11 protein-coding genes are annotated in these 11,993 nt (G+C 35.7%); 6 read left to right on the top strand and 5 right to left on the bottom strand.

The window, feature by feature from the left end; all coding sequences use genetic code 11:
* Positions 1–89 precede the first annotated feature (89 nt).
* The 3 genes from PHX18_01395 to rpmA all read left to right on the top strand — a co-directional run bounded on the left by PHX18_01395 (position 90) and on the right by rpmA (position 1,865).
* Positions 90–890: a dimethylarginine dimethylaminohydrolase family protein gene (locus tag PHX18_01395; GenBank protein ID MDD3593263.1), complete on the top strand. Its 801-nt coding sequence runs from the start codon at positions 90–92 to the stop codon at positions 888–890.
* A gap of 187 nt (positions 891–1,077) precedes the next feature.
* Positions 1,078–1,590: a 50S ribosomal protein L21 gene (gene rplU / locus PHX18_01390; protein ID MDD3593262.1), complete on the top strand. Its 513-nt coding sequence runs from the start codon at positions 1,078–1,080 to the stop codon at positions 1,588–1,590.
* Positions 1,591–1,610: 20 nt separating this feature from the next.
* Positions 1,611–1,865 (top strand): 50S ribosomal protein L27, encoded by a 255-nt coding sequence (gene rpmA, locus PHX18_01385; protein MDD3593261.1) that lies wholly within the window; start codon positions 1,611–1,613, stop codon positions 1,863–1,865.
* A 54-nt stretch (positions 1,866–1,919) separates the two neighbouring features.
* On the opposite strand, the gene PHX18_01380 is transcribed toward rpmA, so the two are convergent.
* Both PHX18_01380 and PHX18_01375 read right to left on the bottom strand, forming a co-directional pair.
* Positions 1,920–3,335 carry a hypothetical protein gene (locus tag PHX18_01380; GenBank protein ID MDD3593260.1) on the bottom strand — a complete coding sequence of 472 codons (1,416 nt, stop codon included), beginning with the start codon at positions 3,333–3,335 and terminating at the stop codon, positions 1,920–1,922.
* 182 nt (positions 3,336–3,517) lie between these two features.
* The gene (locus tag PHX18_01375; protein ID MDD3593259.1) at positions 3,518–5,095 is read right to left on the bottom strand and encodes an AAA family ATPase; all 1,578 of its coding nucleotides are present in this window, start codon (positions 5,093–5,095) and stop codon (positions 3,518–3,520) included.
* Positions 5,096–5,341: 246 nt separating this feature from the next.
* Here PHX18_01375 and PHX18_01370 point away from each other — a divergent pair, with 246 nt between their 5' ends.
* Positions 5,342–6,589 carry a M20/M25/M40 family metallo-hydrolase gene (locus tag PHX18_01370; GenBank protein MDD3593258.1) on the top strand — a complete coding sequence of 416 codons (1,248 nt, stop codon included), beginning with the start codon at positions 5,342–5,344 and terminating at the stop codon, positions 6,587–6,589.
* A 95-nt stretch (positions 6,590–6,684) separates the two neighbouring features.
* Positions 6,685–9,123 (top strand): hypothetical protein, encoded by a 2,439-nt coding sequence (locus PHX18_01365; protein MDD3593257.1) that lies wholly within the window; start codon positions 6,685–6,687, stop codon positions 9,121–9,123.
* 9 nt (positions 9,124–9,132) lie between these two features.
* On the opposite strand, the gene PHX18_01360 is transcribed toward PHX18_01365, so the two are convergent.
* From PHX18_01360 to PHX18_01350, 3 genes are all read right to left on the bottom strand, one after another.
* Entirely contained in the window at positions 9,133–9,453 is a 321-nt protein-coding gene (locus PHX18_01360; GenBank protein MDD3593256.1) for a divalent-cation tolerance protein CutA, read from the bottom strand.
* 45 nt (positions 9,454–9,498) lie between these two features.
* Positions 9,499–9,846, bottom strand: a complete 348-nt coding sequence (locus tag PHX18_01355) for a hypothetical protein (protein ID MDD3593255.1) — start codon at positions 9,844–9,846, stop codon at positions 9,499–9,501.
* Between the two features lie 104 nt (positions 9,847–9,950).
* Positions 9,951–11,435: a glycoside hydrolase family 3 N-terminal domain-containing protein gene (locus PHX18_01350; protein ID MDD3593254.1), complete on the bottom strand. Its 1,485-nt coding sequence runs from the start codon at positions 11,433–11,435 to the stop codon at positions 9,951–9,953.
* A gap of 80 nt (positions 11,436–11,515) precedes the next feature.
* Here PHX18_01350 and PHX18_01345 point away from each other — a divergent pair, with 80 nt between their 5' ends.
* Positions 11,516–11,992: a hypothetical protein gene (locus tag PHX18_01345; protein MDD3593253.1), complete on the top strand. Its 477-nt coding sequence runs from the start codon at positions 11,516–11,518 to the stop codon at positions 11,990–11,992.
* The last annotated feature ends 1 nt before the right edge of the window (position 11,993 follow it).

Here is an 11,993-nt window from a genome sequence, read left to right as displayed (position 1 = left end):
GCAGATTTTGTAATCGAAACAGATGACGAAGCAAAAATGAAAGAAGCATTAGAACTAGCGACAAAACAAGGTGCAACGGAAAACTAATTATGGCAGAAAAAATATTAATGTGTTCACCCGAACACTACGGAATTAAATATGAAATCAACCCTTGGATGAATGTAAATATCCAAGCCGATAACTCAAAAGCAGTAGCACAATGGCAAGCATTATACAAAATTCTTAAAGATGATTTAGGTGTTGATTTACGTCTGGTTGAGCCGAGAGAAGATGTACCTGATATGGTATTTACGGCAAATGCTGCGGTTATGTATGGCAACAAAGCTGTTATAAGCAGGTTCAAATACCCTGAACGTCAAAAAGAAGAAAAATATTTCGCAGATTGGTTTGAAGCAAACGGCTACGAAGTAATAACTCTTCCTGATGATATGGCTTTTGAAGGAGCGGGCGATGCACTCTATCTTGATGGTATATTGTATGCAGGGTATGTACCGAGAACCGATATAGCTTCTCATACATATATTTCGGAACTTTTAAAAATCCCCGTTATTTCAATGGAACTTGTAAATAAGAGTTTTTACCATGTAGATACTTGTTTTTGTCCTTTGGAAGACAATTATCTTATTTACTATCCTGAAGCGTTTGATGAATATGCAAACAAAGTCATAGAACAAAACGTTCCACCCGAAAAACGTATCATAGCAAACAAAGAAGAAGCTTCGTATTTTAGCTGCAATGCGGTTAATATCGGTGATGTTGTTGTCACAAATCTTACTACACAGCGTTTTGCCAACCTTTTGAAAGAAAAAGGCTTCAATCATATACAAACCGATTTAAGCGAGTTTATGAAAGCGGGCGGTGCGGCAAAATGCCTTACGCTTAAGATTTAAAAGATTTGCTCTGCTCACCTGCTCGCAGGATTGCTTCACGAGGTTTACCGAATTTATTTCAGAGTTCGCAAAGACGGCTTGACAGGGGAGTTTGTACTTGTTAGGATTTCATGTATAAATGTATAAGATGGTCAAGCTGTCTAAAAATGCCTTAAAAAGCTACAGCCACCGATTGAAAGGACGCAAAATGTTAGCAATAGTAGAAACATGTGGAAAACAATATCAGCTTCAAGAAGGCAGATATGTTGATGTTGAATATCTCGGGGTAGAACAAGACTCTAAAGTGGAATTTGACAAAGTTGTCATGATTTTGGCAGGCGCAAATTCAACAGTAGGACAACCTTATGTTGAGGGCGCGGTTGTTAAAGGAACTGTTACTTTAAACGGAAAAAATAAAAAGATTTTAGTATATAAACAAAGATGTAAAAAAGGCTACAGAAAAAAACAAGGTCACAGACAAATGTTTTCAAGAGTGATGGTTGATTCAATTCTTTTTAACGGAAAAGAAAACCTTCCTCAAGAAGCAGCTGTTGAAGTTAAAGAAACCGCAGAAACTGCTAAAAAAGCAACTGCCGAAAAGAAAACAGCAAAAAAAGCTGTAAAAACGGAAAAAGTTAAAGCAGAAACTAAAACAACGGCTAAAAAAACAACAAAAAAACCTGCTGCTAAAAAAGCAGAAGAAACAAAAACAGAAGAATAATTTAATAACGGAGAAATAAAATGGCTCATAAGAAGGGTGTAGGTTCGACCAAAAACGGACGAGATAGTATAGGCAAAAGATTAGGCGTAAAAAAATTCGGCGGAGAATTCGTTAAAGCCGGTAATATTTTAATGCGTCAAAGAGGCAGCACCTTCCACGCAGGCAACAACGTAGGTCAAGGCTCTGACTATACATTATTCGCTTTGGTTGACGGTATTGTTACTTTTGAAAAACACAGAAGAACAAGACAACAAATCAGCGTTTATGCGCAATAAACCTAATTTTTTTAAAATATAAAAAGGGAAGCTTTAAGCTTTCCTTTTTTATTTTTAAATCGGTAAAAATTTCATCCAATCAGCCTCATGGCAATCTCTACCTCCCAGACCCGCCAATCCTTTTTGGCGCAAGCTGCTATTTACTTCTTTGACAATATCATCGGTAATGACGTTAGGCTTATATGTCTGATGGTATTCTTCAAAGGCTTTCACAAGCCCTTTTGATTTGGAAATTAAGACAGAAAGAAACTCGGTTAATGCGGGTGTCTCACCCATGTTAAGCCGCATGTAGCCCGGATGTGCAAAAGCTAAAAATCCGTCTCTTTCTTTAGAGATGAAGTTCACTATATCCTCAAACTTATTTTCAGCTGCAGCCGAAATATTATTATTTTCTACCTGCGGCGAATATTTTCTTGCCAATTCCAGAATGCGATTATTTTCAGTGTAATTATCAGGGATAAGCTTCGCCGTTTGCACATCAAATAACGTTTTTGAGTGTTTGTTAATTTTATTCATGATTTCATTGTATAAATTTTCTGCAGAAGTATTTTGTTTTTTTGCAAAGTCAGCTATTGCCGTTTTTGTTTGTCCATAGTGGTAAACCCGCCATTGCAGATTCATTGCGTATAAATCATCAATGCTGTAAAATTTTTGTAATTCTTGTTTGTTAAAAGTTACTGACGGAAAAAGATTTTTTAAATCCTGTAGAAAATTATCCACCATATTTGAACGTTTTGCATAAATATTTGATACGAAATTTTTTGTATTTTGAGAAAACGGGTTTATACCGTAAGCTAAAACCTCGGCTGTTTCACAAGGATTGGAAGCTTTCGGCGACGGATATGCATAACTTAATTCGGCAGCAGGAACAAACCTGACATTGGAGAATTTTTTGGGGTTATTAGCAATTATCTCCAAGGCTTTTTCAACCCCATCAAAATTTGTATGGTCACTTAGCGCATAGATAAACTTTTTCTTTGTTTTTGCATAAAGATAGTCAGCATATTTGGAAACCTGCTCCATTATAGTTTCAACGGAAGCTTTGCCGTCGGAAAAATTTGAATGAGAATGTAAATCAGCTTGGAATATACCTTGTTTAATATTTGCTTCTGAAAAAACATAATTTTCTTTGTTCAGTTTAGGCAATTCCGTCAATAATTCTTTGGCGCTCATAACACTTGTTAATGAAGACGGTTTAATTTTTTTATGCAGCTTTGCACTTAAACCCTGTGCTAATTCTTCCAAATATGGCGGATAGGTTTTTTTATTTCTGATAAAATATACTGTTCCAACGCCGATAGCCCCTGCAAGCGCCGTTGCAGAAATTATATTAGCCGGGGTTAAGACGTTTGAAGAACGGCTTGGTGTTAAAGGCAAAACAGCAATAGGCTGTTGCGTTGAAGGTTGGTAATTAACGCGAGAAGCATTGGCAAATTTTATCGCGAGGGTTGGCATTGTGTTAATTTTCATTGTATTTGCCTCATATAAATTCATTTACCATCAACGGTGAAAAAGTTTGTTGGAATGAACCCTTCTATTTCATCACAAGGTTCCGCGCATTGTACACCGGCTATTGTATTGAATTAATATTAGTGTCGTTTATCATATCATATTTAACTAATTTTGTAATTAAAATTTCCATTATTTTCTTATTATTTCGTAATTTTTAATCTTCGGTTAGGTTCTTCGCCTATACTTATGCTTTTTAGATTATGCTGCTCTATATATTCATGCTGAAGCTTGCGAATTTCTGCCTTGCGTGGGGCAAGTTCTACTTCTGTATCATTTTCTAAAAATTCAAGTACAGCTTTTTGTGCTTCTTCAAGTGCTTCATCCGTTTCATCATGGTATTGGGTGTTTTCATCATCGGATTTAACCCCTAACGCAAGTTTTAGTGCTTTTTGAATTTGCGGCATGTTGTTGGATTTAACAAAATGGATAGGCAGCTTAAACTCCTGCGCCGCTTCGATGATTTTTGACCCGCCTTTGGCGTAGCTCTTGTGCGAAATTACAATATCGGCATCATCAATATTTTTGGTTACTTTAGCATTCAGATTTAATCTTTCGATGGCTTTTTCAACTATGGTGCGTGAAATTGAATATACGTAAATTTTTCTGTATTGTTTATTGTCATCAACGTATTTTTGAACGTTAAAATCCCGATTAAGAGTGCTGGTGTATTCGGGGGTTTTTTTAATCGGCTCTTCGTTAGTCAGCGCTATTTTAGGTTCAATGCCGGTTTTTTCCGTGGGTGAATAGCCTGTTTTTCTTATTTCAGGCTGGATTGGCCATCCTCGTAGAATATAATCCACGGCAGTTGCCACGTCAGGGTAAACAGCAAGAGTTTCTCTGTCTACGATTTCCATAACAACATCAAAAGTCGGCTGCTTTTCACGCTCAAGAATTGTTTTTTGGGTAGCGCGTCTTCTTGCTTCATCGTCACCTAAGGTTACGGAGCTTACTCCGCCTACAAGGTCTGATAAAGTAGGGTTTTTGATAAGATTCTCAAGCATATTACCGTGAGCCGTTGCTATGAGCATGACCCCTCTTTCCGCTATTGTTCTTGCTGCCAGGGCTTCTTCTTCCGTACCGATTTCATCAACAACGATAACCTGCGGAGTGTGGTTTTCGACTGCTTCTATCATTATATCTTTTTGCATTTCGGGAGAAGGCACCTGCATACGTCTTGCCTTTCCTATAGCACGGTGAGGAATGTCGCCGTCGCCCGCTATTTCGTTAGAAGTATCCACTACAACAACGCGTTTGCCCAATTCATCCGCTACCATTCTTGCAATTTCTCTTAGTTTGGTAGTTTTACCCACACCCGGACGCCCTAAGAAAAGAATGCTTTTCCCGTCTTTTACAATATCTGATATACAAAGAATTGTTCCGGTAACAACGCGGCCTATCCTTGCCGTGAGTCCTATAATTTTGCCTTTGCGGTTTTTTATGGCTGATATTCTGTGCAAAGTACCCGCTACACCCGAGCGGTTGTCGCTTGTAAAGTCTTCTATTCTGTCAATTACATATTTGATGTCATCAGGTGTTACAAGTTTGTCTGAAAGATATTTAATCTCGCCTGTAGAAAATCTCATTTCAGGCACTCTGCCTAAGTCTAAAACTATTTCTGTTAAGTCGTTTAATTCTTGTTGATTAATGTTGTCCGTAATGATTTTTGGCATAACATTTAATATTTTTTCAAGGTCGTTATAAAAAGAAAGCTCGTTCATCTATGCCCTTTCAAATAAGGCTGCTTGTCTGTAGTTATAACATTATACGATATATATTTTGCATTGTACATTTTGTAACGTTACTAAAAGGAAGATTGGCGGGATAGAAGTATGGGAGCGGTTGACATTATAATGGTGCTAACATAGACTTAAATCATGGAAAAGATATTCACAAAATTATTAATATTATTAATATTTGCTATATCATTGCAAGCAGTATGTTTTGCAGCAGAAGGAGAAAATAAGATGTTACTTGAAACCCTTGCCAAAGACCATAGTGTATTAAACACTTTTATAAAACTGGTTAAAATCCCGTCGCCGTCTTTTAAAGAAGAAAAAGTGGCAAAAAAAATAACAGACATTTTAAAAAAAGCAAATATAAATGTAAGACAAGATAGCTACGGCAATGTTATAGCTGTGCTTGAAGCCAATAATTCAACCAAACCGCCTCTTTTATTGAGCGCGCATATGGATGTGGTAGGCGGCAGCGAGCCTGTGAATTTAAGACTGTCTGAGGACGGTAAATTTATTGAAACAGATAAAACAAGGACATTGGGAGCTGATGACAAAGCGGGTGTTGCGGTTATTCTTGATGTGTTGATTTATTTGAAAAATCATAAAGAACTTTCTTATCCTAAGATTGAAGCTGTTTTTACAAGGGATGAAGAATTTTCTATGACAGGTGTGAAAAACCTTGACGCCTCTAAGTTAGAAGCCCAAAATGCACTTATGCTTGACGGCAGTGATTTAGGTGAATGTAATGTTGAAGGAGCCGGCTTTGTAAACCTTTATATCACCGTAAAGGACGGTAAAGGCGGGCATTCGGGGATTGATATAGATGATGATACAAGAGCAAGCGCCAATAAGGTTTTGGCTGAACTTATGAATGAAATTCCGCAAGGTGTTTACAAGAAAAATTCCAAGGGCGTGATTACTTCTATCAATTCCGGCGCTTTGATAGGCGGCAGTGCGGGCGCTTATCTGGTCAATAATAAGGATAATTTAGTGCTTGATAACCCCAATCAGGCGATGAGCGGTTTAATCAAGGGGTCTTTTGTCAATATTATTGCAACGAACGCTTTTGCCTCTTATTCGATAAGAAGTTCCGAACTTAAAAACCAACAGGAACTGATTGATAAAATACAACGGTCAACAAATCGCCTTAATAAAAAATATTCGGGAAAAATTACTATCGAAAGCAAGTTTGAAGAACATTTAAAACCGTTTGTCAAAGACAATAATGATGAATTTGTAGCAGTTGTTTTATCAAGCGCACATAAACTCAATATCCCTGCTAAAGTTTCCTCATTCCACGCAGGCGCTGAAACCCATGTTATGCAAAATGATAAACTGAATGCCAATAACCAAAAATTCAAACCGCTTTTGCTCGGTATAGCGGATATTTATAATATGCATTCAAACAATGAAAAAGTTGACCATCAATCTCTAATTAAGGGCAGGGATTGGATTTTAGAAATAATTTTAAATTATTAAAAATGTTATGATTTTTGTAATTTTTCGTTACATATTACCATAATGCGGTATTGTTTGCTAAAATACATTAGTATCATTATAAAGAGTTACAATTAATGGAATTCCAATCACAGTTAGAGAACATAGATAAAAAAATTACAGAGTATAACGAAAAAGTAGAGGAACTATCAAGCGTAGTCAGGGCTTTGGCGCATTCTTTCGGACAAAACCAGCTCTCAAGCATTAAATCTGATATTCTTTTTCAGATTGAAAATAAGCTTGATTCTATGAACCCCAATACGGATATTAACGAAATTAAAGACGCGTTTGCTTCGTTAAACGTTGAATTTGAGGCTAAAAAACAGGCATTGGATGAAAAAATTTCAGAACTTGAAATTGTTATTGCAAAAATGACTTCTTCTATGGAAACCGCGGCTCCGCAGCTTGCTTTGCCGCCTAATGCCGAAGTGGAAGAAAAATTAACTCAAATTAAGACCGGTATTTATACCCTTATGAATGAGATTTCGGAGTTTAAAAATCAATCCCCCGCTATTCAGACAATGACTTTGCCCGATGGTACACAAGAACATATTGAGTCTTTGCAAGGGGTGATTAACTCTCAAATTATTGCAAACGAGCAGTTTTATAAAAATATAGAAAAACAGTTTGAAAAAATAAATGATACCGTTAAAAGCATAAATGCAGAAGTTGAAGTAAAAGCGGATTTAAGCCAAAATCCCGAATTAATTAAACTTGAAGAAAACCTGAATGAATTTGCTATGGCGGTGAATGCGGTTTTAACTTCTTTGAAAATTATAGATATCAAATGCAAAGAGTTAGAAGATTTTCAAACAAGTTGTGCTAATTTAGAACAAACTATTCAAACTTCCATTGATAATTTATCACAAAATTTGATTGAGCCTATTAAATCAGCTAACGACGAATCTTTTAAACAATTACATCTTTTGCGGGAAAATGACGGAAAGCACACACAACAGCTTGATTTAATAGAGCAGGTGCTGAAAAAAAATGCTAAAAAAATAACGGATGATTTTGAAGGTATAAAAGGCATTATATCAACTAACTCTCAAAGTATTATAAGTAACTTTGAGGATGTAAAAGGTCTTATTTTGGACATTCAGCCGCCTGATTTAGCGGACTTTAACAACAATATTAAAGAAGTAATCGACGGTTTGAAAATTTCTATAGACGATTTTAAACATACGGTTGATTTGAACGATTCAACTTTAAGCGGCTCGTTAGAAAAGATAGAAACGAGCGTTGATTCCATTCAGGAAAAAATTCATATGCTTCCGTTTAAAGATGACCTGCATAATATTGAAACTATTCTGAATGACTACAAAGAAAGCCTGAATGAATTATCAAACCTTGATAACAGCGCCGATATTAAAGAAGAAATCAAAAACCTTAATAATGATTTTTCTTTGCAGCTGGTTTCGCTGTTTGACAACATATCTTTCCTTGAAGAATCAGAAGATATAAAGGACTTCATTGATAACGTAAAAAATTCCATCAACAATAAAACCAGCGAAAACTCCGAAAAACTTAATGATATTATTTTCCAGTTTAAAGCACTGATAAACAAAATCGATTGCATAGAAAAAGCACAAAAAACCATTACCGAATATTTAAACCAAAATGATAAAAAGGATGATATTTATTCTTTTGATGATATTCAAAGTGATTTTGCAAAAATGAGACTAGTTTTGCATGAAATTTCACAATCCGCTTCTATAATAGATTTTGCAAATGATATCAGTTCGCAGATAAAACAGACACATGAACAGATTGATAATTTTTCACAAATGATAGCGCAAAATTCTGCGGTTAATGAAAATGCTATTGAAATTAAAGAAAAAATCTATGGTATGCAGGAACTCTTTGAAAAATTGGATGCTCAGGTTTATGATATCAGCTTACGTACAAACAAACTTATTCTTTCATCAGAAGATAGTACTAACGAATTAAAAAGCAACCTTCAAATTTTTAAAGAAATTGTCGACAAATCAAACCCTGAAAAACTTTATGGATTGTTTTACGAATATTCGCATTATTTCGGAGATATTAATCAAACGCTTTCCGATATTTCACTAAGTGTGCTTGAAACACAAAACGATATTGCTTCTGTGAAAAACGCGCTTACTTATGTAGGTGAATGGCTCGACAGTGCAGGTACTACTTTGCGGGAAATTAAAGAGAAACCCGATGTTGCGCCCAACATACAGGTTGATAATACAGACGTAAAGCAAAGTTTGTCCGACTTGGCGGCAAGAATGAGCCTGTTTGAGCAAAAAATAGAAATGAAAATGGCTGCAATAGAAGAAAAAGCCGATAAATTATTAAATACGGAAACGCCAAACTCTAATGAAGAATTGGTTGAATCCGTCAAAAAACTTATAACTATCTCTAAATTAAAAGATAAAATTGCTAAGCCCGATAATGGTTTGATTGCGCGTATCGAAAGTCTTGATGAGCGTTTTGCTACAATGGAAGCCGTTTTGCTCAAGCTTAACGATATGCTGATAGAAGATTAAAACCGAAAATTAAGCCTGTTTGCTGCTGTTTGATATCCATTCCAGATATTTGTCATACCCTTTTGTAACAGGAATTTGAATAACTTCGCAAAGTTCATAAGGGTGCAGTTCGATTATAGTCTTTTTTATGTTGTCAAAATTTTTATCAACGGATTTAATGATGAGCAAAAACTCTTCCTCTTCGCATAATTCGTCCTTCCATTCATACACAGATGTTATATTTGCCGCAATATTTACGCAGGCGCAAAGCTTGCGAACAACCAACGCTCTGGCTATTTTTAGCGCATCGATTTTCTTTGCCGTGGTGGTTAAAACTATACAGTAAGACATTTTTGCTCCTTTATTTTATTATAAGGGATACGTCAATATATGGTTTTATATTTCTAATTCACGTCTAAAATCAGCATTTTGCAGCATAGAGGAGGCAAGGTTTTCTTCATCAATTTCAATAACACCTTGCTCCATTAATTGGGCAACCTGTTCGTTTGCTTCTTCCTCGCTAACCGTGTTTAAGATATTTTTGTATTTGTTTAATTCCTGTTCTTTTTCATAAAGCGTGATGGCTTCATTAGAAATATCACTTTCGTCCATAAGATTGACAGAGGAAGCGTTATAAGCATTTTTCAGCGCTTTTTGTTTTATGACATCAGTTTCTTTAACGTCTTGATTTTGTAGAAGACTCTGATTATTCAATAAATTTTCGTTGTTGACATTCCCTATCATATCAATCCCCATGTCTTAGAAGGTTTTTTAATCTCATTATCATTATGACCCTTTTCGAACTTGCAGGTAATAACCAAAGGGTTTATCTTTATAGTCCTGATGGTCTATTTTAAAATTTTGGCAATTTGTTTAATAGAACCGTACTTGAAACAGTTGGAGGTTATCACGGTATCAGCATCTTTTAAAACTTGTATGTCATAATCCAACCCTGTACTTATAAGGATTTTTGGTACTTTGATTTTTTCGAAAAGTTTGATTTGCCCTCTGTTTATATGTGCGTTGTAAGAAATAAAAATTACTGTACTATCATTGTGAAGCATATCGGAAATTTTTTCAATTTCAGCACTATCGGGATTAAGCGAAAATTTGATTTCTTCTACGTCAAATTCTTGCAGGCACTCTGCCGGCGATAGTTTGTTAAAGCTCAAATTAAAAACATTATTGGTATCAAAAGCAACAAGAAGATATTTTTTTTGTGGAACTAATGGCAGTAACGACCCTTTTTTGTTAATTATGACCGTGTTTTGTGTAATTTTGGCTATAATTTCCCGGTTTTTGTTGATATCAAATTCTTTTGAGTCATCATTCGTTTGTAAAAAATTATCTTTTACGGCAGATATTTTTGCAAATGCAGCTTCGATTTTAGCTTTGAAATCAGAATTTTCAAGGGCATAAGCTTCAATTTGATTTAAGGCGCTGATTAACTCCTGCGTGGTATCTCTGAACAAAAACACTTCAATCCCTGCCTCAATCCCTGCTTTTACAGCTTCAAACAGCCCAAAATGTTTTGCAATACCGCCCATTACCATATCATCCGAAAATACAAGCGCATCGGACTTGAGCGTATTTTTTAAATATTTGCCGACAATATTTTTAGACAACGAGGCGGGAAGGTTTTCCTTGTCAAAGAAGGAATAATGTACATGCGCTATCATTATGCCGTTTACGCCGTTTTTCAAGGTTTCCTCAAAGCAAACCAAATGTGTTTTGTAAAAATTTTCAAAATCATCTTCAATAACCGGCATATCAAGGTGAGAATCAACTCCGGCTGCGCCGTGTCCGGGAAAATGCTTCGCCACTGAAAAAATATTATGTTCTTTAAAGCTCTCAAGCACAATTTTTGCCCGTTCTATGACTTCTTTTGGATTATCGCTAAACGCTCTTACACCTATTATAGGGTTGTAAGGGTTTGTATTCACATCAACCACAGGGGCAAAATTCATATTTAACCCTAAGTCCGACAAGTCCTGACATAAAATATCGTAATGCTGTTTGATTTCATCGGGATTTTTAAGGGTATTGAGGGCTTTGGGCGTGATATATTCAATCTTTTCATCGAGCATAACGGTTCGCTCTACTAATCCGCCTTCCTGGTCAATACTTAGGAACAAGCGTTTATTTAACGCTTTTAAATCATTAACGGTTTGTTTAAAACTTTTGCGTGAGGTTAAATTTTCGCTAAAGAAAATTACTCCTCCGAGGTTGTTTTGTACAAGCTCAAGAAAAAGCGGATTTACAAATGGATTAGCGTTTTTGTAACCGCAAATAAACATTTGATTTAATTTTTGTTTTAACGTAAGATTTTGCATAAAATAATCATACATTTAACGGACTGAAACAGGCAAGGTTTTATAGTATTATAAACAATATAAAGGGGAGTGTAAAAGATATGAAGAGTTTAATAAAAAAGATTTTTATATTTGTGATGTTAATAGCAACATCAGCCGTGTTTATAGCGAATTTTAGCAACGAGGCGATTAGCGCACCCCGCTCAAAAAAAGTGAAATCTTCGCTTTCTCAGGAAGAAATAACACAAATGGGCGAACAGTTGAATGCTCTTACCAGAAAAATCTATGCAGGGTCTTTATTTTCTCCGAAAGATAATGAAAATATGGTAAATATTAAATTAAAGCTTGATGAAGCTATGTGGAAAAGCCCTTCGCCCGAATTTGCGCCGCTTTATTACATGGAAGCCAATTTGTTGAAAAAAAGAAATTATAAAAATGAAGCAATAGAATGCTATCAAACTATTATAGAAAACTTCAGCGATACGGCGTTTGCACCCAAAGCAACGCAAGAACTGCTAAAAATGGGCGTAAAATTTGAAGTGCCTACAAACGCAGGTGATTCTGCAGCCGAAGAATAGG

The organism is Candidatus Gastranaerophilales bacterium (assembly GCA_028696075.1).
Classification (GTDB): domain Bacteria; phylum Cyanobacteriota; class Vampirovibrionia; order Gastranaerophilales; family JAILCC01; genus JAQVHS01.
Note: the sequence above shows the minus strand (reverse complement) of the source record. Positions and strands in the feature narration are given on the sequence as shown.

What these genes read in the sequence shown, in the direction of transcription:
- PHX18_01395 (MDD3593263.1), top strand. Translation starts at nt 90, where the DNA reads ATGGCAGAAAAAATATTAATGTGTTCACCCGAACACTACGGAATTAAA.
- rplU (MDD3593262.1), top strand. Translation starts at nt 1,078, where the DNA reads ATGTTAGCAATAGTAGAAACATGTGGAAAACAATATCAGCTTCAAGAA.
- rpmA (MDD3593261.1), top strand. Translation starts at nt 1,611, where the DNA reads ATGGCTCATAAGAAGGGTGTAGGTTCGACCAAAAACGGACGAGATAGT.
- PHX18_01380 (MDD3593260.1), bottom strand. Translation starts at nt 3,335, where the DNA reads ATGAAAATTAACACAATGCCAACCCTCGCGATAAAATTTGCCAATGCT.
- PHX18_01375 (MDD3593259.1), bottom strand. Translation starts at nt 5,095, where the DNA reads ATGAACGAGCTTTCTTTTTATAACGACCTTGAAAAAATATTAAATGTT.
- PHX18_01370 (MDD3593258.1), top strand. Translation starts at nt 5,342, where the DNA reads ATGTTACTTGAAACCCTTGCCAAAGACCATAGTGTATTAAACACTTTT.
- PHX18_01365 (MDD3593257.1), top strand. Translation starts at nt 6,685, where the DNA reads ATGGAATTCCAATCACAGTTAGAGAACATAGATAAAAAAATTACAGAG.
- PHX18_01360 (MDD3593256.1), bottom strand. Translation starts at nt 9,453, where the DNA reads ATGTCTTACTGTATAGTTTTAACCACCACGGCAAAGAAAATCGATGCG.
- PHX18_01355 (MDD3593255.1), bottom strand. Translation starts at nt 9,846, where the DNA reads ATGATAGGGAATGTCAACAACGAAAATTTATTGAATAATCAGAGTCTT.
- PHX18_01350 (MDD3593254.1), bottom strand. Translation starts at nt 11,435, where the DNA reads ATGCAAAATCTTACGTTAAAACAAAAATTAAATCAAATGTTTATTTGC.
- PHX18_01345 (MDD3593253.1), top strand. Translation starts at nt 11,516, where the DNA reads ATGAAGAGTTTAATAAAAAAGATTTTTATATTTGTGATGTTAATAGCA.